Here is a 25434-nt window from a genome sequence, read left to right as displayed (position 1 = left end):
ATTTTGTAAAATTGATAGTAATGAACGCTACTCTTTATGTTCTGATTCTAGCTCAGAAATAAATTTACGCACCATACTATAGCTGATATCAGGATTAATTTGACGTTTAATACGAATGTGAATTTCTTTAATACCAACACCCTGCTCTCGCATATCGCGAATCATAGATTTTAACGGACCTGATAGTGATTCCTTAGATAAAGCAGTATGTTTACTTAATTCAATTAATAGCTCTGTATTTTGTCGGCGAATCTCCTTCAGCTCTTCAACGACACAATTATATTCCATTAACTTTTTTTGCAAGACCGAATTTTGCTGCTTTATTTTTTGCATGTCTTCCACTAACACTAAATTTTGTTTCTTTAAAATTTTTCTCTCTTGCTCTAAAATAGTGTGCTTTTCATCTAAGTCTTTATGCATGGCATTGTACAGCTTTTCTATATGGGCTAATTCATGGTAGCGACTTTTTAACACGAGCATTAGGTTTTCTGTCGTATTAATCGCAAGTGCTCCATCATTTAAAGGCTCACAGGATAATGAAGTTTGATTCATTTTGCTCATCATCTTTTATTTACTCCATGATTGATTTTTATGTAATCGAATTGCATTGTTTAGCACGCTTCCTTTTTATTTGATAATCATTCTCATTTATTTTATCATAATGAGGAATTTCTGATTTGTCAAAAAAAATCTTCTTGCAAGGTAAGATTGCAAGAAGATTCACGATTACATTTTTTTCAGTTTCTCATATTCAAGCTGCAGACGTTCAATACGTTTACGTCCATCCTCACGATTTCTCGCTGTTTCAGCTTGAATTTGCTTCGTTTCTTGAATACCAGACATAATTGTTTGCCATGTCGTTTCAATTGTTTCTATTTTAATGCTCGGGCTACCTGCAGCACGCGCTATATTCACGCTGTTCTTACTAATATTTTCAGCATTACGTACAAGCATTTCATTCGTACGACGGTCTAATTCACTCATTGAATCTGAAATAAGCTTTTGGCGCTTTAACGTCACCGCATGAATAAGTCCTTGCTTGAATATAGGAATTGTCGTCACAAACGCAGAGTTAATTTTAGCAATTAAGTGGTTATTCCCTTGCTGCATTAATCGAATTTGTGGGGCAGACTGGAATGAAACTTGTTGCGCCATTTCTAAATCATAACGACGTTGTTCTAGTAAATCAACGGCACGTACCATCGTTTCATATTCCATTGCCGCTAATTGATCGCCTGTTTGTGCTTTTTGTTCAAATGCTGGTAATGATGAACGTACTTCATCTGTTTTCACTTCAATTGCTGCTATGAATTTACTTAAAGTTTGGAAATAGTTTAAATTTTGATCATATAAGTTTTCAAGATCAACTGTATTACGTTTCATTTCACCTTCGTATTTTTGAACCTCATGGAAAATGACATCCACTTCTTTATTCATGCTGTCATATTTGGATAGAAACTTTTCTAATTGTTCCTTTCCCTTACTGAACAGCTTCGTAAGGAAGCCACCTTTTTTGTCCTCCGCAAAATCTTGAGGATCAAATTTATCCATAATTCTATTTAAATTATTTAATAATACACTTGATTCCTCAAGCTTACTTGTTTTCATCGTTGCTAGCATTTTATCTGAAAAAGTAGAAATACCATTCGCAGTTTCTTTTCCAAGCTCCAGCATAGCAATTTGGTCTTTCACATCAATTTTTTGTGCTAATGCATGGACCTCAGGATCTTGCTTTAAAGCAAGTTGATTTTGAGCAATTTGTGATAGCTCTTGCTCAGAAACAAGTACTGGTTTTTTTGGCTCTTGCTCCACCTGTAATAATGGATTAGGCTGTAATAATGGATTTTCTGATGCGAATGGATCCTTTGATTTTAATAGGTCGTTGTCGAATTCAGACATAAAAGTTTTACCCCCTGCGATTTATCTCTTTTATTTACATACGATTTCAAGCTGAAAAAGTTTCATTTTAGTCAAGCCTTACAAAACAAGAGTCACTACATATATAAGAACCCTCATGTTGCTCTAGTTGAAAGCTATAATGAGCTATGTTAGTACTATTGACAAAAAGCTTTAATTGCTCACGATTATCTAAGATTTTTGCCAATTCATTACTCATAGGTAGGTGCTGCTCAAGCTTCCCAAAGAACTGTTCTTTCTCCTCATGTGTTGCTAGGCGTTGAATTGGCGATTTTTTTAATAAAGATTCCATCTTTGCTTGAGATAACATAGCTTCACTCTCTTCTATAAATTATAGCTTGTTTCATTAGGAAATTCGACTGAATCCACGAAATACTTTACATTGTTTTCTATTATTAGCATATTTGGGTTGTATACCATAACGTGTGGTTGATTTTATGTATGAAAACAAAGCGACACAATATCATGAAGATTTCCTTGACCATTCTGTTTTTCAACACTAAAAAAAGCAGCTACTTTATGTAGCTGCTTTCCTCATCATGTTGTCACTTTTAACACGGTTTTAATTTTCTTAATAACGCCACCTGAACTATAAGTTAAAACACTGCGTTTATAGAATGATATGCTGAATAAATAAGCTACAATAATTGTCGCTATTAAAATACCTAGCGATATAAGTGGTACCATTACTCCTATATCAGTAGCCCCGATACGCATCGGCATGACCATTCCGGACGTAAATGGAATATAAGAGAATACCTTAATCAAAATTGTATCTGGATTGCCAATCCCTGAGATCATAACATAGAAACCTATTAATGTAATCATCATAGCTGGCATTAATACTTGACCTGCTTCTTCAACTTTTGACACTAAAGAACCGAATAATGCCCCGACAATTAAATAAAGAATAATTGTTAATAGTAGGAAGAGAATTGCATATATCACGTAACTTATCGATAATTCTTTAACAATGCTTGCTGCCATATCCCACATAAAGCCGTTCTTCGCAAATTTTGCATAGCTTAGGAAAACAACTGCAATAATACCCATCTGTGTTAATGCGAGCAATAGTACACCAGCAATTTTTGCTTTAAAATGGGTAGCTGGCTTTACACTTACTAGTAGCATTTCCATTGCACGTGAACCTTTTTCGGATGCAATTTCCGTTGTAATCATAGATAGGAATGTAGAAATAAAGAAATAGATTAAAATACCAACTGCATACGATACCCATAATCCTGATTGTTTTTCTTCTTCGCTTTTACCGTCAGCAGATTTTTCATTTAAGTTTTTATTAGAGATGATCGTTTTTGCACCAATAATTTGAGCGGCTTGGTCTGGTGTTAGTGATAACTGTTGTACGGTATAATTTTGACCAGCAAGTTGCAGTATCGAATTTAACGTAGCTTGATCATTTAATTTTAACGGCGTGAAAGTGGCAATTTCAGCATTTAGCTGACCATTTTGATCTGTTATTTTAATGATTGCATCTAGCTTTTCGTCCTTGACCTTTTTCTCTAGCGCCGGTATATTTGATTCATTTTGTATAAATTTCATATCGCCATTTGATACAAAGAGACCGCTTAAATCAGCTGTTGTTTCATTGACGATTGCAATTTGTTGCGCATGATCACTGCCTGTAAAAAGCTCTTTAATATCCGACCAGAAAATTGCGACAGACATCCCCAGTATATAAATGCATGTCATTACAACAAAGGATCTTGATTTTAATTTTGATTTGTAAAGCTGTTTCACTAATAAATTAAACTTCGACAATGTTGCCACCTACCTTATCCTTAAAGATCTCATCTAACGATAAGTAATCTAAACTAAATTTTTCAATATATTTACCATTTGAAAGCTGTTCGAAAATGCTTTGTGCAAAACTCTCATCCTCCAGAATGAGCACTGTTTGCTCTTTCTCTTCTCGAACATCCTTGACACCTTCTAGTGCCAAAAATTGAGTTGTCGACCACTCTGTACGTACTGCTAATCTTGTTTTTCCGTATTGTTTCTTTAAATCTACTAGACTACCTGAGAATAACGAGACTCCACGTTTTAATAGACAAAGATGATCGCATAATTCCTCTACGTTATCCATTTGGTGACTAGAGAACAAAATCGTCGTACCCTGTTCTTTTAAAAGCAATATGGCATCCTTTAGTAAATCTTTATTCACGGGATCAAGTCCACTGAATGGTTCGTCTAGAATTAAGAACTGCGGTTTATGAATAAAGCTAGCAATCAGTTGTACTTTTTGCTGATTCCCTTTTGATAAAGTTTCAGCCTTATCTTTCCGTCTATCTTCGAGTTCAAATCGGCTAATCCAAAAGTCAATGTCCTTCTTTAACTGCGGCTTCTTCATTCCACGTAACTCGCCAAAAAAGTAAAGCTGATCCTCTACCTTCATCGTCGGAAAAATGCCTCGCTCCTCTGGTAAATAGCCAAGTATATCACGGTTGATGGCATTAACAGGTTTACCATCCCATGTAATCGTGCCAGCCGTTGTCTCCTGTAAATCTAAAATCATTCGAAACGTCGTTGTTTTACCGGCCCCATTTTGTCCAATTAGCCCAAAAATCTCCCCTTTTTTAATGGTAAAATTCAGATTATCGACCGCTGTGAAATCTTTGTATTTCTTTGTGACACGCTCTAATTGTAATGTCATCTTTTTTCCTCCTTAGCCTTCAAATATATGTAATTCTCGTTGCAATCCTTTTTTACGTTTTTCAACCTTCAAAATTTGCATACACATAATCATTACGACTACAAAATTTAAGAACGATACTCCCGTGTTTAAGAATCTTTCTGTTGATTCACCAAGTCCAATATAAAGATTGATAAATCCAATTATAATATTTAGGAATGTTACTACTATAAAAAGACGGCTTATTGATTTTAAATACTTTATTTTTGTAGAACTATCTGAAAATAATTCAAATGGACCTTCCGATGTCTTTTTGCGGTAATAAGCCCATACTCCAAATTTTGAAACAAGCTCAATATTCATCGTTTCTAAAAAATCAAAGTAGTCCTGCTTTTTACCTTTGACTAGTTCATTGCGATATATGTATTGACCAGGTTCCCCTTTTTCAAAAATGAAGTAACCCAACATTGTACGCTTTAAATGCCAACCTTGTTCCGCCATATCATTAACCCATGCTTCTTCCTTTTCATAATCAAGAAAAAAACGATACACCCTTTTTTTCATAAAGTACCACCTCCATTCTATTAATCTTATAAAACTGATGCGAACTCCTGGTTAAATATGCGCCTTAGCCTTAAAAGTAGTTTTTATAACTACGTATTTAAATTAATAGATTTTTCTGATTTCCCGGAAAATAATTTTGAAGCAAATACGAAATCTCATACTAATGAAGATTTCTTATTGGCATTGCGTACTATAAGCATATTAGTTTATGCAACTATTTTTCAGCCATGCCTTCTCCTATACTAATCTGTAAACAGATCCAAATCCTTCTTTAATTTATTGCGCACGCGCACAAGTTTTAATAATGGTATAGAAAATAACACAACTACAAGAATATTAGTGATATTCATTGATAATTTAATCCAGTCTATTGCCTGTGCTGAAAATATCCCACTCAGACCAATTACACCTATAATCAAATTTAGAAGGATGAGTGATAGTATCAGGGAAATTTTTTGAGACAGCTTACTAATTTTATTTTTCTTATCAGAGTAAAGTTCAAAAGGTCCATCATTGGCCTGTTTCCTAAAGAAGACGAAATTGCCAGATCGATCTACTTGTTCAATTCCTGAGGACTTTAGAAATTCTAAGTATTCGTCTTCATATGAGGCACCATATCGCTCCAATTCATCATGCCGATAAATATAGCTACCTGGTTCTCCACGTTCGAACGTAAAACGTATCCAAGTGAACTTTTTTAAATGCCAACCTTGGCTTGCCATATCGTTCACCCATTTCTCAATATCATATGGGTTAACGACAAATCGATATTTATCCATTTGTTCCATCCTCCTTTGTTATACGGATGCCATTGTCAAAAAGTTCCCTTAACCTCAAAATTTCGTAATCAATAACTTTTTTTCCACTATCTGTAATGATGTATTCCTTCTTTCGTCCATCACCATCTAGCGCTTCAATCCATCCTCGCTCGAGTAATGTTTTGATTGCTCCATAAATTGTCCCCGCTCCAAGCCGAACGCGACCATTGCTCATTTCCTCTACCAATTGCATGATGCCGTAACCATGCCTTGCATCAAATAAAGCTAATAAAATATAATAAACGCCTTCTGTTAATGGCGGATGCTCTTGCGTCATATAATTCCCCCTTTTTATATCGTCAAACAATATATCGTCTAACGATACATCTAAAATATATCAGCAGACGATATAGTTGTCAATACTGTTTTTTCCAGAAAAAGTTACTGCAGATTTTCATATACGCAGTGTGGCACTATGTTGTTGTTTTGATTCACCTTGAGTAATTTTTACTGGCAACCCGAGCAGTTCTTCTTGTCCTCAAACGGTTTTTGATTCCCAATGTTTGTTAATATTTTCATTGCATAAAGAATTGCTCTATGCTAGCATGTAAGTAATTACTTGCACGAAAGGAAGAATTCTATTGTCAACAAAAAGCACCGCAGAAAGAATCATTGAAGCAGCTTTACAACTCATTAGTGAGAAGGGCTATACTGCGGCAACAACGAAAGCAATAGCTGATTTAGCAGGGGTCAATGAAGTTACAATTTTTCGGCATTTCGGTAACAAGCGTGGCATTTTAAAAGCCATTATTGAGCAATTTTCCTATTTTCCTATTTTGCAGGAAGAGATCAATAAAAATGTTACTTGGGATTTGGAAACAGATTTATTAAATTTCTCTTTAAAGCATTTTAACTTTTTAATGTCTATTAAAGACTATGTAATGATTGGCTTTAAAGAAGCGATGCAGTTCCCTGAAATTAATGAAGAGATTGCTAATACCCCGCTCCATATTAAAAATGAGCTAATTCATTATCTGCAGGAAATGCATGCAAGAGGAAAAGTTAGAGAGATTGATTTTGAAGCAGCAGCGTTATCCCTTATCGCTATTAATTTCGGTCATTTTATTTCATGGGCACGTTTAGGAACAATCGTTTCTGATATGCCTACTGAAATATTGTTAAAAACGAGCATTTCAATTTTTTCTAGGGGATTGACTCCCTAGAAAAAATTTTTCCACTCGATGCAAGTAAGTACTTACTTTACAGGAGGTTTTTGTATGAAAGGGTTACAAGCTTTATTTAAAATTCGAGAAACTTATATTGGCATTGTGGTCACAATAGCATTTCAAGTAATTTTCTTTTGCGTATGGATGACTGCCTATGATGGTGTAAATGGCAGAACAGAAAATTTAAAGATTGGACTAATTAGCGAGGATACTGAGATGGGGCAACAAGTAGTAAATGAAATAAAAGAAAAACTACCTTTTACAATAGAAAATTACACCTCTCTAGACAAAGCTGAGCAAGCATTAAATCAACGTGATATCCATATGATGATTCATATTCCAAGCGACTTTACGAGTCAATTACAAGCCGGTAAAGAGGCTGAAATTATTTACTCTATTAATCAAGCAAATGCAAGCATCGCAAAAAATATGATGGACGGAGTAGCCAAACAACTAACTGAGGAAATAAACCACAATATGTATCCTTTACTGCAAGGCAAGACCATTGATGTATTTTCTCAAAAGTTCTCACAGCTTCCAATGGAGCCAAATACAGCACAACAAATTAACGAAGCCGTTGCTACAACAATTATGAGTGTAAAGGATCATACGATAGGTTCTACTATTATTAAAACGAATAATGTTGAAGAGTTTGCAGCGAATTTTGTGCCATTGATGGTTATTATTTCGTCGTTCGTTGGTGCAATGGTCATGATTATGCAGCATCAACAGGCTGCACAAATTGTGCAAGATACAGTTTCGAAATGGCAATTGTTCCTAGCAAGACAGCTCATTAATATTGGGGTAGCTTTCGCTCTTCCACTATTAACTATTGGCTTATTGCATCTATTTAATATTTCAAGTCATGCAAACTTTTTAATGGTATATCTTTTTCAAGCATTAATGTTCTGGTCTTTCCTTTGCCTAGCACAAGCCTTTATCATCATTTTTGGTAACCTAGGTATGATTTTTAATATTTGCGCTCTTTCTATGCAGCTTGTTACTTCAGGTGCTCTTGTTCCACAAGCGATGCTATCTGATTTTTACAACAAACTAGCGTCGCTTCTTCCAGCTAGTTACGGAGCAGATGGCTATTACACAATTATTTTCGGTGGAAGCACTGATAATTTAATGAGTAATTGTAGCTCGTTAGGAATGATCATTGCTGTAACATTGGCCATTTCTGCTATGGTCGTTGCTTTAAGAAAATCGAAAGTAAAAAGCGAATATGAGCAAATTTCCCCTACTACTGTTCAATAATATTGTCAAAAAAGCGATGTACTAATGATGAGTTAGTACATCGCTCATGTTGTTGAACAACTATTATGTCAATGAAATTAAGGTATCCTATTAGTATGGCTTCTTGGCAAAACGAGGGGTTGATTTTCCATTCCAATCAACCATTTCGCTTCTACTATTCTGTTCGATCCCTTGACCATTTTGTTTAAATTTATCAGAGGTAAAGATCCACACTTCTTTCCGTCTCTTCATTCTTAAATCAAGGCTGTTTTCTAAAAGATTGTTGCTGTTAAAACATAAAAACAGAGTTAATCTACAAAATGTGTAGAATCAACTCTGTTTTTATGTTTGATATTTCGTAAATCGAATATTTAACTAAAGCACCCCGTTAGTTGAATAAGGAAAAATTAATTTATGTTATGGTATGGTATGGTATGGTATGCCCTTCCCCTGACTTTATATATTTTATTTGGTCTGAGTTAATAGCGGAAGTATCTCTTTAATAAAAGAACCGTTTTTAAACTCCTTAATTCTTATACCAAACCCATTGTCAGACTCATAACCTCTTATATGGTATTTAATTCTTATTGGTGTGTTTTTTTGTAATACAATAGCTGAGAAATCCCACGGAAATACCTTTAATGTTTTTCTAATATCCATAGTTGTAGCTGGACTATGTAATATTGATATTTTATTTTCCTGTTCTTTATACACGACGGCATTATCCAAGATTTTAAAACGATAGTTATTAATAAATAAAGCGGCCACATCTTCTTCATAATATAGTTCTAAAAAAACAAGTTTATTTCCTTTATCTTTACAAAATTTATTGAGAATCTTAGCCTCATCTTCAATGTTTTCGATATAGATGTATGATGAATCATATCTTATGTCCAAATAAAACACTCACTTTTTTCTGTTATTTAACAAAAATATTACCATAATCTTAAGTAATTAACCTGCTCCGTTAGTTGAAGAAGAAAAAGATGGGATCTCTGTGGAATCCCATCTTGAAGTAAAGCACCCGTTAGTTTAAGTGCGATTCATCACAAATTCTTAGATATTCGCAATTAAAAGTGGACCCCACCATATTTATTAATTTCCTCAAATTGTGCAGTAATCGAATCGAACCATATTTTCAATTATCCCCTAATTATGTTATCCTTTTGTAAGTTATTAACCTAAATACCAGGAGTTGTTATGAATGAAAACACATTCTAAAATTGGACATATCATATTTGTTTTAGGCATCTTTTCGCTTTCAATCGGATCAGCGAGATTAACTGGTGCCCTAGAATACAATTCATTTATTTCAAATAAATCTATTGCAATAATATTCATTGCTATAGGGCTTTCTGTTATGTTCATTTCATTCTTTGTAAAACCTCTAAAAGATAAATAACTTTATTGAACAATATCTTTCTGACACGATTATCATTTCCCTTCTTTCTTAATCACATTACATTTATGGTATAATCACACAAAAAGGGGTTTTATCAGAATAATGCTTGTAATATTATTTTTTATATTTGTAGTTTGGTTTTTGATTAAACTCATTAACTTGCAAGAAGAACAAAACAACTTACGGGAGGAACAAAACGAAATTCTAAGGAATATGTCCGACAAGCTAGATAAGTAGTGTACCTAGATGGGAAATCCCATCTTTTTTACTGCACATTTTCTTTCAGATATTTATTCAATGTAGTGATGGAATTTAAAATTCCGCATTGGTATATCTGTTTAAAGTAACCTTCTTCTTCAACTAACCTGCACCGTTAGTTGAAGAGCAACAATCTTTACGAAAACAGCCTAAATCAAAGAAATTTCCTTCATTACTTCTCTCCAATTCGCAAAATAGCAGCAAGTTGTTTATTCAAGGTACTTACGCTGTCCTCAAAATCTTGGCGATACCATTGAATGATTAGGCCGATGATTGCGTTTGCTTGATACGCACTATAATAATCAATGGATACTTCATCATGTATTTCATTATGAATTGTAATATCCCTTTTCAGCAGAGAGAAAATTCCATCGAATAACATGTAATAGTAAGTCAACGGCACATTTTTGGAAAAAACAATACGATAGAACATTTTAAAGCGCTCAATATGATGAAAAATACGAATAGTATTTGGATCTATTTGATTTTTATCTAATGTTGTTACTGCACGGTACGGTTCCTCATAGGAATTATACAAATCCTCCATAATTTCCTGAAAGTATTCCTCAAATAGCCCTTCCTTTTGCTCATAGTGCAAGTAGAAGGTACCTCTGTTCACCTTTGCCACCCGACAAATTTCTGCGATTGAAATGTTTTCTAAAGGTTTCTCACTTAATAAAGTTAGTAAAGCATTATGTAATGCTTGCTTCGTTTTGACAACTCTTAAATCGTTAGCGCTCATATTTTTTATCCCCTTACTAAACAGATTTCTTCATATGTGTTGATTACTGAACAGTTCTGAGTTTTTTGCGTATTGAAATCGCTTACAAATCCATTATATTATTTTAATGAACATATGTTCAATATCTAACATAAAATATCTAAGAATCGCTAGGATAATAGGAGGTTTTTGTGATGAGATTAGAAGATAAAGTAGCAATCGTAACAGGTGCAGCGTCAGGTATGGGTAAAGCAATCGCAGAAGGTTATGCAAAAGAAGGGGCAAAGGTCGTAGTTTCTGACTTGAATTTAGAAGGTGCACAAGCTGTTGTTGAAGGTATCAAAGCAGCTGGTGGCTCAGCGATCGCCATTCAAACAAATGTCGCATCAACAGAAGATTTACAGCGCTTATTTGATGAAACAATAAATGCTTATGGCAACTTAGATATTTTAGTGAATAATGCTGGTATTATGGATGGCATGGAGCCTGTCGGTGAAGTTTCTGATGAACGTTGGGACAAAGTATTCGCGGTAAATACAACTGCTGTAATGCGTTCGATGCGTATTGCAACAGAAATTTTCCTTGCTCAAGGACATGGTGTCTTTGTAAACAATATTTCTGCTGGCGGTCTATATGGCGCTCGTGCTGGGGCTGCCTACACTGCTTCTAAGCATGCTGTTGTTGGTCTAACAAAAAATACAGCATTTATGTATGCAGATAAAAATATTCGCTGTAATGGTATCGCTCCAGGTGCAGTAATAACAAACATTGCTTCTTCTATGACAAATGTGAGTCAAACAGGTGCAGCTCGCCAAGCACTAGGTTTATCTATTAACCCACGTGCCGGACAACCTGAAGAAATTGCTCAGCTCGCTATATTCCTTGGCTCAGATGAAGCGAGTTTTGTCAACGGACAAGTAATTGCTGTTGATGGTGGTTGGACAGCTTACTAAGTTTTAACATACGAAAAAGCACGCACATGAGTTTCAATTGTGCGTGCTTCTTTATCATTTATATGAAAATTTTTATACTCTTCTTGCTGGGAATAAGTATCCTATAAATGCCCCAATTAAAGCTGGTAATATCCATCCTAAGCCTATGTCGTATAAAGGTAAAAAGTTCGAATAAGCTTTTTCAATCGCATCAAAAATACCTAGTTTCGCCGTAGGAATGCTGGCCACTAACGCTTTATAACCATCAATGATACTAATAAAAATTGTAAAAATCATAGTAATCGCGTATACCGTTTGCTTATTTTTAAATAGTGATGAGCTTAACGCAAGGACAATTAAGACAATTGCTATAGGATATAAGAACATCAGCACTGGAATGGCAAACTTAATAATATTCGTTAATCCGAAGTTGGCAATTGTAAATGACACAACGCACAATAACAAAACAAACCATTTGTAGCTTATTTTTGGGAACACTTCGTGGAAAAATTCGCTACAAGATGTGATTAAGCCAATACTTGTCTTTAAACAAGCAAGGACAATAATAACTGCCAATAAAATAGCCCCGTATGATCCAAAATAGTGATCTGCCACTGCGGCAAATATTAAGCCACCGTTATCAAATGTACCAACAGCATCAATACTCGATGCCCCCATATATGTTATTAAACCGTATATTAACGTCATTAATGCCATGGCAAAAATACCAGATTTCCACGTTGCTTTAGCAATTTCCTTTCTTTCTGTTATTCCCGCACTTTTTATTGCGTTAATAACGACAATACCAAAAGCTAATGAGGCTAACGCATCCATTGTGTTATAGCCTTCTTTAAAGCCTGTCATAAATGCTGAATCGATATAGTCTCCCATTGGCTGCTGGAAATGTCCCATTGGTTTTACAATACTAATAATAATTAAAATAAATAACACAATCAAAAATGCTGGTGTTAAATATTTTCCGATATAATCCATAATTTTCGCTGGATTCAATGAGAAATAATAAACGATGGCAAAAAATACGAAGCTAAATAAAGCAAGGAAAAGTGTTGTATGCTCAGCTTGTATATATGGTTCAAAGCCAACAACAAAAGGAACTGTCGCTGTACGAGGAATCGCAAAAAAAGGACCGATCGTTAAATAGAGGGCTAATGAAAAGATGACACCGAATAACGGATGAACACGGCTCGCTAAGTCTCGCAAACCGTTACTACCTGATAAACCAATAGCTAAAATACCTAGAAACGGTAAACCGATAGCTGTTACTAAAAATCCAATTAGGCCAAACCAAAAGTTGGTCCCTGCTAATTGTCCAAGCTGGATTGGAAAAATAAGATTCCCTGCTCCAAAATACAGTCCGAAAAGCATCGTACCAATGACTGCATATGTTGAAAAAGGTATTTTTTGTTGCATTTTGATGTACTCCTTAGATGTTTTTAACTATTGCTAAATCGAAGAGATTTCTCACTACAATTCCCCTATGGTATCAGGCATTTATTTTAAAAACAATAGTTTTTTCTTTTATAATCGTTAATTGTACAATTCTTAGCTTTTAGTAGACAAAACTAAAAGAGCTGTCTGCTGACAGCCCCTTAGTTTGCTACTGACCACTCTACATGATCTAAAAACTTGTATACGTCCTCGTACACTTTTTCACGTTCTTTGTCTAATGTAATAATATGACCAGAATTTTCATACCAAATGATCTCTTTATCATCTGTTTCCACAGTGTTTAGAATGAATGGTGCACTTTCTTGATAAAGTTCATCATCTAATGAACCTTGTAATACTAATGTAGGTGCTTTGATTGTAGATAATTCATCGCGTGTTTCTGTAGTTAAACGTGTTACACCATCTAATGAATCCTTAGGTGTAATACGTAATTCATGTAATTCTGAAATAATTTGATCTTTTGATTTATTTTCAAAATGTTTATATAAACGAGCGTAATGATATAAACGTGTAAATAAGCCTTTTGAGTTATCGCGTGTGATTGGTGCACACATGGCAACACATGCTTTCACAGGAAACGTCTCTGCTACTTTTAACGAAAATACGCCGCCAAGTGAAATTCCTACTACCGCGATTTCTTCATGACCATTACTTTTTAGGAAGTTATAACCTTCCACAACATCGTTCCACCAGTCTTCTGGTCTTGTTTCAAGTAATGCTTCTGGCTCTACGCCATGCCCACTATAAATCGGTGCATGAACTGTATAACCACGTTTGGATAAAAATTCACCTAGCTTTTTTACATCTTTTGTGCTACCTGTGAATCCATGCAGTAATAGTACGGCTTTTTTGCCTCCCTCAATTGTTAGAGGTTGTGGCTTTGATAAATTCATTTTATAATATCCCCTTCACGGAAACTTGTAATTGTGTAATTTATGTGTCTATCTTAACACCCTTTATTCATAATGTACAATTTATAGTTATTATCATATTAATGTCTTTTATGCATTAATGATGTGAGGTTAATGGCTGTTATATCACACTTTCTGCTACTTTCATTTTGCATTCTTCATTTTACGTGTTCCGTTTTTTAAAAATTTTTTTATTAAGCATTAACAGGCAGTAAATGATCCCTACCGAAAACGAAGCGACAGGACAAGACTACCACCTGAAAGCAATGAGATGAACTGCCCGTAAAATGCCCGATTGGTGAAGACTAATAATCAGTGGGAAAACCTTACTGATTAAAGTTTCACTTGATGTGCCTATACTTCCTACTCTTTTACCGTTATAATGCAGTTAACTCAAAAATAACGGGAATTGAGGTGAGAAAATGGAATGGCAGCAATTAGAGTATTTTGTAGCAGTAGCAAAGCTTGAGCATATGACTCGTGCTGCTGAAGCATTAGCGATTTCTCAACCAGCATTAAGTCGTTCGATTTCAAAGCTTGAAGAGGAATTAGGAGTACCCTTGTTCGACCGACAAGGACGTTCGATTATGCTCAACCGATATGGCGAACTTTTTTTGTATCGTGTCCAACGCATGCGTAAGGAATACGAAAAAGCAGTTCTAGAATTACAGGAGCTTAATAACCCAGAGCTAGGAGATGTATCACTCGGCTTTTTACATACACTAGGGACTAGCATCGTACCTGATTTGATCCGCGCTTTCCGTCAGAACCATCCGCATATACGCTTTCACTTTACACAAAATTACTCACATTCCCAGCTTAAGCAATTACTCGCGGGAGAGTTAGACCTTTGCTTACTTGCAGCGATTGACACGGAGCCACCTGTTTGCTGGAAGGAGCTGTGGCGTGATGAGCTTTATATTATGGTACCGATCGACCATCCCTTCGCCAACCGGAAAAGCATTAAAATGAAGGAACTTGAACATGAGAATTTTGTTCTTATGAAAAAGGGTTACGCATTGCGCCGTACAGCTGATAGATTATTAAATGCTGCAGGTATCAAACCGAAGATTACTTTTGAAGGTGATGAGGTATCAACAGTAGCTGGTTTTGTAAGTGCTGGCCTAGGTGTGTCGTTACTACCTGTTGACGAAGACTTGAATCCAAATAAATTGGCGAAAATTCGTGTGGAGGATATGGTTTGTGAACGGATAATAGGTATGGCTTGGATTGAAAATCGATACCTTCCACCATCAGCAAGACAATTTCAGCAATTTGTATTCGATTTTTACGATAAAAAATAATGGAAAGCTTCTATCATTCATAAAAAATGGTCTAAAGCAGAAAAGTGAGTAACGATCGTTACTCACTTTTCTTTATCTTCATTCAGCAATGGTTTTTGTAGCGAAAGCGGAGAGTCAGCTACATAAGACTCCCACCTGGCCTAAATGGATTTTGGAAAAGTAAGCGTAACAGATGTCCCCTCATCTAATTGACTTTCAATAGATAATTTGCCTTGATAGTTGTCCATCAATTTTTGTGCAATGGATAACCCAATTCCATATCCTCCCTTTTTTCGATTACGTGTTGTAACAAAAGGTATATCTTCTTCAGGAATACCAATTCCAAAATCTTGCACAGTCAACTCATGCTGATGATAATAGATGTTTACTTTTTTTTCATCATTTGAATACTTAATAGCGTTATCGATTAATATTGTCAGTACTTGTTCAAGATGCCCTTCTGTTATTGTCAATGCTTCACCTTTAGTTATTTGAAGCGAAAAAGAGAAATCTGGATGGGTAATATGAAAATCATTGATAACTTTTTCAATAATATATTGAGGATTCTCCAATATAATTGAGACATTCTTGATTTTTTCTGAATCTAGTCTAGATAATTCTACTAAATCCTTTACCAGTTTTTCCATTCGATTCACTTCTTTTAAAGACGAATTCAATGATTTATCTAACACTTCAGGATCATTTTTTCCCCAACGATTTAACATCATTAAGTTTCCATTCAACACCGAAATTGGAGTTCTTAATTCATGTGAAGCATCTTCCACGAACTGTTTTTGTTGATTAAATGAAGTTTCTAATTGATCCATCAGTTCATTAAAGTGATTTGCTAATTCTGCAATTTCATCTTGCGCAGGCTGTACTTGCACCCTTTCTTTTAAACCAAACTTTTAAATTCTAGTAAGCGTTTGGGAAATATCCTGTATCGGCCTAACGATTTGTTTAGAAATGAATAGCGCACCTACTAAACTTAAAAAGACTGCACCAATCCCTGACAAAAACATAACTAGCCCAAATTGTGCTAATAAATTATCGAAGATCTCCATATTACGAATAATTTCAACTGCAAAATTTGTACCATTTAATGGCTCTCGATACACTAACAGTCGGTCGTCGCCTGTTTTGATTAATTCAAAGTGTCCGTTTTGAACTGAGTGAGAAGGTACTTGCAATAATTCTTCTTCACTAACAGCAATAATACTTTCCCCATTTTCATCCAATATACGAATGGTCTCTGATTTTTCATTAATGGAATGAATGAACGATTTATTTTCTTTAATAAACTGGCTAGATAGCTTTTGGTTACCATAAAGATTTTGTATAGCTATCATCTTATTTTCAACCGACTGTTCTTCATAATGAATCATCCAACTGTTCATCACAAAATATTGCAATATATTATAAGAAACGAATAAGCCAATCATCATTACAGTTGTCCATAAAATAACTTTTGTTTTTAGCTTTAACGATTTCATCATTTCATTACATACCCGATGCCACGAACCGAATGAATATAATGATTTTCATCATTTTGAAGTTTATTGCGCAAATATCTAACATAGACATCTACAACATTCGTTTCCATTTTATCATTTTGAGTTCCTCCTAAAAATTATTGTAAAGTTTTCTTACAGTCCCTATTCTGACAGGTCGTTATGAAACGTTTAGGAGAATGTTTTAAGAGTTCAATAAATTTTTAATGAGTACTTTCTCATTTTGAGGTTCACTACAAGACAATTTTTTTCAACATCAAAAACCACCTTCTCCTTAAGAAAGGTGGTTGCTGCAAAGAAATTTATTATTACTTTCCTACATATTTTACTTGATAAGAATACATATCTTTTGTATCTCCATCAATCTCAAAAAGCCCCTGCTTTATAAGAGTCATCAAGCGTTTTTCCACAAACTCTTCACTTAAATAATCATCAATTGCACCAATTGTTTCACCGATGATACGCATCGGTATAAGCCATTCCTCATTTAGTTCGGCATGTGCTCTTGCCGCACATTCCAAAATGATAGGATCCAATGCATCTTCCGCTACATGTACAATTCCATCTTGCCAAACTCGCAGTGTACTAGGGTTTTGTTTCAGCTCTTTCCATTCCTTTGCAAGTTGCTGACACTCTTCAATAGAAAACCGCTTTGCCTCAGAACGGAGCTTCATTAACAAGTCTGACGCAAGTTCCCCTGTTTGACGAATCATCATGTTTGGCTGTACACGTTTCAAGCCCTCTGTGGCATCAATCCCATATACCATACTACATTTATTGATCAACTCGCTCATGACAAAACGTAACCCAATCTCTTCATGAGTACTTTGGCTGTACCAAACCCAGACATCAACATCGCTCGGTAAACCTGCCATTTTTTTCTTCCATACTTGTTGAAGATCCTCGTACAATTCACGTTCTTCATTGTCCCTAAAGATATGGGCTTCTAACCAGCTTTTTCGTTCTTCCGCGCTACTTAGTGGACCAATCGAGAAAATCTCATTGACACTAAGCACTGACTCATCTCGTTGTAAATGATGCTGTCGTATTGCATGTTTTATCGAACCTTGTGTAGATAAGCTAAACGTTATATGTAAAATTGCCATGAAAATCCCCCTCTTTACTGTTTACTCAGCGCTATTTGTATTCCAATAAAAGTAAAAAGTACACCTTGAATCTTATTTAATCGTTTAGCAATTGCAGGCTTCCCAATAATTACTTTTCTTACTTTACCGGCAAAAATACTAAATAATGAGAATAGTATAAGCGCTTGTACTAAAAATACAATACCCAAAATTAACATCTGTAAACCTACATGGCCATTAGAAGGATTTACAAACTGTGGCAATAGTGCTAAGAAAAATAAAGAAACTTTTGGATTTAAAATATTCATTAAAATACCTTTTCGATATAACGTCATATAAGCTTGTTCATTTTGCGGTTCCAGCGTGAATGGATCACCTTTCGCGCGAAACGATTGCCAAGCTAGGTACAATAAATACGCTGCTCCTGCAAACTTAACAATAGAAAAAATAACTGTTGATTGATAAATAATAGCCGAAATTCCAAGAACAGCCGCTCCTATATGAACGAGCAAACCTGTACAGAGACCAAGTGATGTCGCTATACCCGCCTTTTTATCCTGAGTAATGCTTTGCGCAAGAACAAATAAATTATCTGGTCCTGGCATTAATGTTAAAATAATTGCTGCTCCTAAAAACGCCAATAACGTTGAAAACGTCAATACTACCCCTTCTTTCCATTACTTTTAAATAGGCTCATCAACTTAACATACGTTTTAACAAAATGTCACACCCAACTTAACTTTAGGTAATGAACAATTACTTTTAGAAAAGAACCATTATAATATGATTTTCTTTCCATTATACTACACGGCGATTCTATTTTTCTGAATTTTCACAAAATTATCTAACCAATTATGCTCGCTTAAGCAACACTTTTCTCTTTTAATACATTATAATAAATATTATCATAACGTAAAGGTGTATTATTTTGGAGAAAGAGGTGTCTGTAGATGGCAGTAAGTGATATTGTAAAGCAATATGAAGACGAGCAAGGACATGTCTATTATAAAATGAAAACACATGCTATCGAGGTACAGGCTGCACAAAATTCAGGGTTAGCGCCAGTTATTACTTATTTTATGGGTGAAAAAGAGATTACTGATGATATTCGAAGTTTGCGTTTTAGCCCTCGCCCTCCCTCAAGTTATATTCAAGATTACGATGAATTTCAAACAATGCTTTATGCAAAAGAACAACGTGCCATCAACGAACTATATGAACAAATGAGTATAAAGCCGAAAAATATGTCTTCAGGAAAACAAATAGTATGGAGCTTTTTTGTGATTGTTATGGCAATGCTCCCACTATTAGTCGCAATCTGGTGGTACAAGTAAACAAAGTTTTGTTTCCCACTCATACTTTACCCTCTCTTGTTCGGTATTACCTACTTATTTATTCTAAACTTTCTATTAACATTCCTAATCAGCTTGACAGACTTGCTAAAGTAGTGCATTCTTTATTCAATTACTTTTTGAGAAATGGAACATCAACTAAAATGAGTCCATTCAAAAAAGATGTTGAATACTATATTAAAAGCGAACGAAGACTAATACCTAGAAACTGCTTGATCAGAGAGCGATGCCCATCGGCTGTAAGGCATTGTACAAGAAAGACTAAAGAACCTACTTCGTAAAAACGTCCTAGCTAAACTAGGCGCAGTCTCAAGCGTTATGAGCAAAGTGGAATGTCAATGACGTTCAATGTAGGTGGTACCACGGAAAGCAAACCTTTTCGTCCTAATTTATTAGGATGAAAAGGTTTTTTATTTTTAATTTTTAGCGAATCTTAGCAGCAGCTAAAGTTTAAATCATAATGCAAGTGTAATGACGAATTGGAGGTATTGCTATGGAAAGAAAAAGAATCGTCGTCAAAATCGGGAGTAGCTCCTTAACAAATGCAAAAGGTGAAATTGATAAAATTCGTTTAATGGACCATGTTCAAGCGATAGCTGAATTAAAAAAATATGGTCATGAAGTATTGCTTGTTTCGTCAGGTGCAGTTGCAGCAGGCTTTAAACAGCTAGGGTACCCTTCTCGTCCCGTTACAGTAAAAGGTAAACAGGCTGCAGCGGCAGTTGGGCAAAGTTTACTTATTCAAACCTACAATGCTTTGTTTAGCATTTATGATATTGTACCTGCTCAAATTTTACTAACACGCACTGATTTTTCAAAAAAAGAGCGCTATAAAAATGCTTATGCCACATTTGAGGAATTATTAGAGCGCTCCATACTACCAATCATTAACGAAAACGATACGGTATCTGTCAGCGAATTAACCTTTGGAGATAACGACATGTTATCGGCACTAGTAAGTGGTCTTGTTCATGCCGATCAGCTCATTATCTTAACTGACATCAATGGCTTGTATAACGCCAATCCAAATAAAAACCCAGATGCCAAACGTATTGATCGTTTAACAGAGGTATCTGATGAGATGCTTGGCTTCGCAGATGGTGCAGGTTCGAAGGTCGGTACAGGTGGTATGGAATCCAAATTATTGGCAGCTCGAGCAGCTTTAAATGCAGGTGTTAAGGTGTTTATTGGAACTGGTCACGGTGCTAATAAGCTTGTCGACATCGTAGAAGGACGTGGTGATGGTACGTATGTTGAGCATGACGCGCTTGCTATTTTAACAAATAATAAACAGTGGATTGCACTCACGGAAGTATCTGGTAAAATTTTTATAGATAGCGGTGCTGAACATGCATTATTAGCAAACGGGAAAAGCTTGTTACCTGCTGGTGTATATCGTGTCGAAGGCGACTTCGCAAATGGCGATGTTGTCGAGGTCTATAGTGACAATGGACTACTGGGCCGCGGTGAAGTCTTATATTCTTCGCTCGAGTTAGCACATGCGATGGGAAAACGTACAGATGAGTTAGCGAACTATCCAATCGAGGTCATTCACCGAGATAAATGGCTAAAAATCCAAACAAATTAAGGAGGAAATCACATGACAAGTGAAGTGCAACAAAAGGGAAAGCTAGCAAAGGCCGCAAGCTATATTTTAAATATTAAAACAACTTGCGAAAAAAATGAGGCTCTCACAAAAATTGCTGAACAATTAATAATTGACCAAGATACTATCATTGCTGAAAATGCAAAGGATTTAGCTCATGGCGAGAAACAAGGAATGCCCGCTTCTACACTTGATCGCATCATGCTAAACAAAGAACGAATAGAAGCTATGTCAAGTGCCATTCAGTTACTTGTAGAATTAAATGATCCAGTAGGCAGTCTCTTAGAGCGAATAGAAAAAGATAATGGATTACTGATTGAAAAGCGTCTAGTGCCAATTGGCGTTATCGGAATGATTTACGAGGCGCGTCCTAATGTAACAGTGGATGCGGCAACATTATCATTGAAAACAGGCAATGCAGTCATTTTACGTGGTAGCTCTTCTGCCAAATTTTCTAATGTAGCTCTTGTAGCAAGTATTCATCGTGCACTTAGCAAAACGTCTATCCCTGTGGACGCTGTACAATTAATCGAGGATACAAATCGTGAAACTGTTAAAGAATTATTCCATTTAAAAAAATACTTAGATGTATTGATTCCTCGTGGCGGAAAGGCACTTATTGACTTAGTAGTGAATGAAGCCACTGTACCAGTACTAGAAACAGGAGCTGGTAACTGTCATATTTATGTGGACCAAACGGCCAATTACATAAAAACAGAAAAAGTTTGTATCAATGCGAAAACACAGCGTCCTTCGGTTTGTAATGCGGCAGAAAGCTTACTTATTCATCCTGATTGGTTTAGTAAGCACGGCAAACAGCTACTAAGTGCTATGCATCAAGCCGGTGTGACAATTATCGGTGATGATACCGTTTGTCAAGCTCTTGATTTCGCTCAGCTAGCAACAGCAGAAGACTATGCAACTGAATATTTAGATTTAAAAATAAGCGTTAAAATTGTAGAAAACGTTTATGAAGCAATCGAGCATATTAACCAATACGGCACGAACCACTCTGAAGCCATCATGACAGAGGATCAGTTAGTAGCAGATACTTTCTTAAATAGCGTTGATGCTGCAGCTGTTTATCACAATGCCTCCACTCGCTTCACAGACGGCTTTGAATTTGGTTACGGTGCAGAAATCGGCATAAGTACACAAAAATTACACGCTCGGGGACCAATGGGCTTACCAGCGTTAACATCTACAAAGTATTACATTCACGGTAACGGCCAAATCCGAGAATAATCGTAGAACGATTAATGAAAAGCCGACAGCGTATGTCAACTGTCGGCTTTCTTTCCTTATTTTTGAACCTTAAGGATTGAAAGATATGTAGAGGAGCGTGGGCGGCTTCTTTCTGAGTAGATTCTACTGTTAAACGGGTTCAGACTCTAGCTGAGCAGATTCTTCTCTTAGCGGATTCAATCTTAGCTAAAGTGATTCTAAACTCTACCTGATAGAAAAACTTTGAGAACGAAGCGAAATAACGTTAAGTCTCTCCTACTTTCACAAGCGACAAGAATGATAATAATTTTAATAGAAAGAAGGTATTGGATGAACATTTCAGCGATTATCAAACTATCTGTTTCTATGGCCCTTTTTGGCTCTATTGGATTTTTCACCGTTCATACTGGCGTACCTGCTACCGAGCTAGTATTTATTAGATGTATTTGCGCTACCCTCTTTCTAGGAGGAATGTGGCTTATAACTGGTGGTCATAAAACAGAGATATGGGATAAAAAAGAAATATTACGTACACTTATATGTGGTGTATTTATTGTCTTAAATTGGGTATTTTTATTTAAAGCCTTTGAAGAAATGTCAATTTCCATTGCTATTTCTATCTATAATTTAGCACCAATATTCGTATTAATATTTGGGGCATTGTTTTTAAAAGAAAAGATGACTATTCAAGCATTGCTAGCAACATTAACTTGTTTTATTGGCAGTATGTTCATTATTGGCTTAAATAATTTTATGTCACTCTCTGAATTTATGAAATCAGGCTTTATTTGGGCACTACTGTCTGCATTGTTTTACGCGTTTACGATGCTTACAAGTAAAACAATCACAAAGCTTAGCTCCTATGCATTAACATATATCCAAACTACAGTCGGAATTATCATACTATTGCCATTTGTCAATTTTTCGCTATTTGAAGGCTTAACGACAACAAACTGGTTATATATTTTAGGAACAGGCTTTATTCATACAGGATTTGTTTACTATTTATTTTTTGATAGTATTCGGAGCCTCTCTACTATTCTAGTTTCAGTATTAGTATTTGTAGACCCGGTTGTGGCTATATTGCTTGATATGCTGTTGCTTGATTTTATGCCGAGCTTCATGCAAACAATTGGTATTGTATTAATTTTTGGTGGCATTTTTTACACAATTTACGTACCAAAGAAAAAGCGTGTGGCTCAGACTTAGTTCTTATTAAAGGAGATTTTTCCGTGAGTAAACTTTATGCAATTGGTGAATTATTAATTGATTTTACACCTATTGAACAAAATGCTTCCCTTGCTACAGTTGAGCAATTTACTAAAAATGCTGGTGGGGCTCCTGCTAATGTTGCAGCTGTTTGTGCAAAACTCGGGCAACAAGCAGCCCTCATTACACAGGTAGGCCAAGATGCTTTTGGAGATTTTCTCGTAGAAACATTAAAAAAAGCTGATGTTGATACGAACTACATTGTTCAAACTGTTGAAGGTGAAACAAGTCTAGCCTTTGTTTCCCTGACAAGTGATGGAGGCCGTGACTTCTTATTTTATCGTCGCCACGCAGCAGATTTGCTTTACAACAAAGAGCAACTCCCACCTAATCTATTAACAGATAAAGATATTCTTCATTTTTGTTCAGTTAATTTAGTGGAAAGCCCAATGAAACATGCACATGTGGCCCTGATAGAACAGGCTCATCAGTCAAGTAGTCTTGTTTCTTTTGATCCAAATGTTCGCTTGCCACTATGGAATGATGAGAAGGCATGTCGTCAAACCATTTTAGAATTTTTACCAAATGCCCATATCGTTAAATTGTCCGAGGAGGAGCTTTTATTTTTAACAGCGATTGAGGATGAGGAAACAGCAGTCCATTCATTATTTCAAGGGAAGGTACAAGTACTCATAATTACTCGTGGAGCTGAGGGTGCAAGTCTTTATACTCAAAAGCTTCATGTCAAAGTGCCAGCTGACGAGGTCCATGCGATTGATACAACCGGAGCGGGCGATGCCTTTATTGGAGCATTGTTAGCTATTCTTCTTAGCAAGCAGATTACAGCAATCAATCTAATTGACTTTTGTAAGCAACATGCTAACCCCCTTCTTACTTTCGCAAATCGCTATGCAGGAGCCTCGACAACAAAAAATGGTGCCATTGCATCTTACCTTACTAAGCATGAATTGCCATTTAAAGATAATATGCTCTTTTGAATATTTGGGCTAGTTCTTGAAAATGAACATGGGACTAAGCGACTTCCTCTCAACTTTTGAAACGAATGGCTTATCGTGACTCAATTAGCACTTTCGATTACTTGAAAAATCCAAAAGCATTCGAACAACAAAATGGACAACTTCTCCCTCACGACAGCTTCTCATGTACTGTTGTTAAGGAGGTCTAGCAGAATAGGGCTGCTCAAAAAATAACTTGGGTAGCCTGTTTTTATTGAAGGAGAGGATACACTTGAAATTAGATTATGTTGTTGAGGTTTTACTTGAAAGTTTAAAAGATGATCACTATATTGAAGCTGTATTTTTAAGAGGATCAATGGCTAGAGAGGAGCATGATGAATTTTCAGATATTGATATTTATTGTGTTGTGAATGAAGAAAATATCGAAGCATTTTTGCCCAACCGTAACAAACATATTGAAACATATAAGAAAACATTATTCGTTGATGATATCTATATTATAGCCCCTCAACTATTAGTCGTATATGAAGATTTGATTCATATCGATTTATTTACAGTAACTCCCTCTGAAATAAGTGATCACGATGCGATTAAAATATTATTTGATCCAAATGAAATTCTCACAGTTAAACAAAAAAATACTACTTTGTCATTAACTTCACTCGAATTTCAAGATGCTGTAGATGATACTGTTTGGTATTTGTATCAATATTATTGGAGTACAAAACGCGGAAATGAGATTTGGTGTGTTCACTTACTGCGGAATAGCTTAGAACACTTCGCTAAAGTACTGCTGCATAAATATTGTCCTGAGCGAGCTTTACTTGGACTTAAAGCGTTGTATAATTCGTTACCCACTGAGCCATTAGATGAGGTAGTCGATATTATGAATTGTATGAGCCTTGTAACACATGAGATGGCAGTAAAGAAATTAGTGAACGCCTTCGAAAACGAATCAGATTGGATATTTGAACATGTGCCGAATAAAGAAAAAATTAAGCCATTATGGGAAAAAATAAAAGAGCTATTGCACTAAAACAAAATGAGGCTGGGACATAACTAGCTTCAATTAGTGAGAAATCCGAATTTGAATGAATTCAAATTCGGATTTCTCTATTTTTTTATGTTGTCTCCAGATA

The 25434-nt window shown here is 35.6% G+C and carries 27 protein-coding genes and 1 pseudogene; 11 read left to right on the top strand and 17 right to left on the bottom strand.

All coding sequences use genetic code 11. From position 1 onward, the window contains the following. Positions 1–27 precede the first annotated feature (27 nt). The 8 genes from ACIQLB_RS19825 to ACIQLB_RS19790 all read right to left on the bottom strand — a co-directional run bounded on the left by ACIQLB_RS19825 (position 28) and on the right by ACIQLB_RS19790 (position 6226). Positions 28–564: a hypothetical protein gene (locus ACIQLB_RS19825; RefSeq protein ID WP_400729725.1), complete on the bottom strand. Its 537-nt coding sequence runs from the start codon at positions 562–564 to the stop codon at positions 28–30. A 162-nt stretch (positions 565–726) separates the two neighbouring features. Next, entirely contained in the window at positions 727–1899 is a 1173-nt protein-coding gene (locus ACIQLB_RS19820) for a toxic anion resistance protein (protein WP_400729722.1), read from the bottom strand. Positions 1900–1966: 67 nt separating this feature from the next. After that, entirely contained in the window at positions 1967–2227 is a 261-nt protein-coding gene (locus ACIQLB_RS19815) for a hypothetical protein (RefSeq protein WP_400729719.1), read from the bottom strand. Between the two features lie 227 nt (positions 2228–2454). After that, complete coding sequence (locus ACIQLB_RS19810) at positions 2455–3705, bottom strand: ABC transporter permease (RefSeq protein ID WP_400729716.1); 1251 nt, start codon at positions 3703–3705, stop codon at positions 2455–2457. Continuing rightward, positions 3683–4588, bottom strand: a complete 906-nt coding sequence (locus ACIQLB_RS19805; RefSeq protein ID WP_400729713.1) for an ABC transporter ATP-binding protein — start codon at positions 4586–4588, stop codon at positions 3683–3685. The genes ACIQLB_RS19810 and ACIQLB_RS19805 overlap by 23 nt, the downstream gene beginning before the upstream one ends. Positions 4589–4600: 12 nt before the next feature. Further along, positions 4601–5131 (bottom strand): DUF2812 domain-containing protein, encoded by a 531-nt coding sequence (locus ACIQLB_RS19800; RefSeq protein WP_400729710.1) that lies wholly within the window; start codon positions 5129–5131, stop codon positions 4601–4603. A 242-nt stretch (positions 5132–5373) separates the two neighbouring features. Further along, positions 5374–5910, bottom strand: a complete 537-nt coding sequence (locus ACIQLB_RS19795; protein WP_400729707.1) for a DUF2812 domain-containing protein — start codon at positions 5908–5910, stop codon at positions 5374–5376. Continuing rightward, on the bottom strand, positions 5903–6226 hold the full coding sequence (locus ACIQLB_RS19790) for a PadR family transcriptional regulator (RefSeq protein WP_400729704.1): 324 nt from the start codon (positions 6224–6226) through the stop codon (positions 5903–5905). Before ACIQLB_RS19790 ends, ACIQLB_RS19795 begins: the two co-directional genes overlap by 8 nt. Before the next feature lie 304 nt (positions 6227–6530). Between ACIQLB_RS19790 and ACIQLB_RS19785 the strand changes: the two genes are divergently transcribed. Then, on the top strand, positions 6531–7112 hold the full coding sequence (locus ACIQLB_RS19785) for a TetR/AcrR family transcriptional regulator (RefSeq protein WP_400729701.1): 582 nt from the start codon (positions 6531–6533) through the stop codon (positions 7110–7112). Positions 7113–7166: 54 nt separating this feature from the next. Further along, entirely contained in the window at positions 7167–8375 is a 1209-nt protein-coding gene (locus ACIQLB_RS19780) for a YhgE/Pip domain-containing protein (RefSeq protein ID WP_400729698.1), read from the top strand. A gap of 444 nt (positions 8376–8819) precedes the next feature. Here ACIQLB_RS19780 and ACIQLB_RS19775 read toward each other — a convergent pair whose 3' ends face one another. Then, complete coding sequence (locus ACIQLB_RS19775) at positions 8820–9251, bottom strand: hypothetical protein (RefSeq protein ID WP_274066691.1); 432 nt, start codon at positions 9249–9251, stop codon at positions 8820–8822. A 307-nt stretch (positions 9252–9558) separates the two neighbouring features. On the opposite strand from ACIQLB_RS19775, the gene ACIQLB_RS19770 reads away from it, so the two are divergent. Beyond that, a complete protein-coding gene (locus ACIQLB_RS19770; protein WP_400729695.1) occupies positions 9559–9756 on the top strand; it encodes a hypothetical protein in 198 nt (65 codons plus the stop codon). Between the two features lie 430 nt (positions 9757–10186). Here the strand turns inward: ACIQLB_RS19770 and ACIQLB_RS19765 are convergent, their stop codons facing one another. After that, on the bottom strand, positions 10187–10756 hold the full coding sequence (locus ACIQLB_RS19765; protein ID WP_400729692.1) for a TetR/AcrR family transcriptional regulator: 570 nt from the start codon (positions 10754–10756) through the stop codon (positions 10187–10189). Positions 10757–10929: 173 nt separating this feature from the next. Between ACIQLB_RS19765 and ACIQLB_RS19760 the strand changes: the two genes are divergently transcribed. Next, the gene (locus tag ACIQLB_RS19760; RefSeq protein ID WP_400729689.1) at positions 10930–11688 is read left to right on the top strand and encodes an SDR family oxidoreductase; all 759 of its coding nucleotides are present in this window, start codon (positions 10930–10932) and stop codon (positions 11686–11688) included. Between the two features lie 72 nt (positions 11689–11760). On the opposite strand, the gene brnQ is transcribed toward ACIQLB_RS19760, so the two are convergent. Beyond that, positions 11761–13098: a branched-chain amino acid transport system II carrier protein gene (brnQ, locus tag ACIQLB_RS19755; RefSeq protein ID WP_400729687.1), complete on the bottom strand. Its 1338-nt coding sequence runs from the start codon at positions 13096–13098 to the stop codon at positions 11761–11763. Between the two features lie 179 nt (positions 13099–13277). Beyond that, entirely contained in the window at positions 13278–14030 is a 753-nt protein-coding gene (locus tag ACIQLB_RS19750) for an alpha/beta hydrolase (protein ID WP_400729684.1), read from the bottom strand. 440 nt (positions 14031–14470) lie between these two features. Here ACIQLB_RS19750 and ACIQLB_RS19745 point away from each other — a divergent pair, with 440 nt between their 5' ends. After that, a complete protein-coding gene (locus ACIQLB_RS19745) occupies positions 14471–15352 on the top strand; it encodes a LysR family transcriptional regulator (protein WP_400729681.1) in 882 nt (293 codons plus the stop codon). 140 nt (positions 15353–15492) lie between these two features. On the opposite strand, the gene ACIQLB_RS19740 is transcribed toward ACIQLB_RS19745, so the two are convergent. From ACIQLB_RS19740 to ACIQLB_RS19720, 5 genes and pseudogenes are all read right to left on the bottom strand, one after another. Beyond that, positions 15493–16218, bottom strand: coding sequence for a sensor histidine kinase (locus ACIQLB_RS19740; RefSeq protein ID WP_400729678.1), 726 nt, complete (start codon positions 16216–16218; stop codon positions 15493–15495). A 21-nt stretch (positions 16219–16239) separates the two neighbouring features. Then, complete coding sequence (locus ACIQLB_RS19735) at positions 16240–16827, bottom strand: hypothetical protein (RefSeq protein ID WP_400729675.1); 588 nt, start codon at positions 16825–16827, stop codon at positions 16240–16242. Then, positions 16824–16934 (bottom strand): annotated as a pseudogene (locus ACIQLB_RS19730) (winged helix-turn-helix domain-containing protein); the annotation flags it as partial. The gene ACIQLB_RS19735 and the pseudogene ACIQLB_RS19730, both read right to left, overlap by 4 nt. A gap of 216 nt (positions 16935–17150) precedes the next feature. Continuing rightward, the gene (locus ACIQLB_RS19725) at positions 17151–17948 is read right to left on the bottom strand and encodes a DUF1835 domain-containing protein (RefSeq protein ID WP_400729672.1); all 798 of its coding nucleotides are present in this window, start codon (positions 17946–17948) and stop codon (positions 17151–17153) included. A gap of 14 nt (positions 17949–17962) precedes the next feature. Beyond that, positions 17963–18586 (bottom strand): LysE family translocator, encoded by a 624-nt coding sequence (locus ACIQLB_RS19720; RefSeq protein WP_400729669.1) that lies wholly within the window; start codon positions 18584–18586, stop codon positions 17963–17965. A 291-nt stretch (positions 18587–18877) separates the two neighbouring features. Between ACIQLB_RS19720 and ACIQLB_RS19715 the strand changes: the two genes are divergently transcribed. The 6 genes from ACIQLB_RS19715 (at position 18878) to ACIQLB_RS19690 (ending at position 25331) form a co-directional block, all read left to right on the top strand. Then, the gene (locus ACIQLB_RS19715; protein WP_400729667.1) at positions 18878–19261 is read left to right on the top strand and encodes a sodium:proton antiporter; all 384 of its coding nucleotides are present in this window, start codon (positions 18878–18880) and stop codon (positions 19259–19261) included. A 511-nt stretch (positions 19262–19772) separates the two neighbouring features. Continuing rightward, complete coding sequence (gene proB, locus ACIQLB_RS19710; protein WP_400729664.1) at positions 19773–20867, top strand: glutamate 5-kinase; 1095 nt, start codon at positions 19773–19775, stop codon at positions 20865–20867. A gap of 12 nt (positions 20868–20879) precedes the next feature. Continuing rightward, positions 20880–22130: a glutamate-5-semialdehyde dehydrogenase gene (locus tag ACIQLB_RS19705; RefSeq protein ID WP_400729660.1), complete on the top strand. Its 1251-nt coding sequence runs from the start codon at positions 20880–20882 to the stop codon at positions 22128–22130. A gap of 309 nt (positions 22131–22439) precedes the next feature. Beyond that, positions 22440–23318 carry a DMT family transporter gene (locus ACIQLB_RS19700; RefSeq protein ID WP_400729657.1) on the top strand — a complete coding sequence of 293 codons (879 nt, stop codon included), beginning with the start codon at positions 22440–22442 and terminating at the stop codon, positions 23316–23318. A 23-nt stretch (positions 23319–23341) separates the two neighbouring features. Next, positions 23342–24316: a carbohydrate kinase family protein gene (locus tag ACIQLB_RS19695; RefSeq protein WP_400729654.1), complete on the top strand. Its 975-nt coding sequence runs from the start codon at positions 23342–23344 to the stop codon at positions 24314–24316. Positions 24317–24566: 250 nt separating this feature from the next. After that, on the top strand, positions 24567–25331 hold the full coding sequence (locus ACIQLB_RS19690) for an aminoglycoside 6-adenylyltransferase (RefSeq protein WP_400729651.1): 765 nt from the start codon (positions 24567–24569) through the stop codon (positions 25329–25331). Positions 25332–25434 lie beyond the last annotated feature (103 nt).

Origin of the sequence: Lysinibacillus sp. NPDC092081, assembly GCF_044755845.1 — a bacterium.
In the GTDB taxonomy this organism is placed as follows: Bacteria; Bacillota; Bacilli; order Bacillales_A; family Planococcaceae; genus Lysinibacillus.
This window is presented reverse-complemented; position numbering and strand designations above follow the sequence as displayed.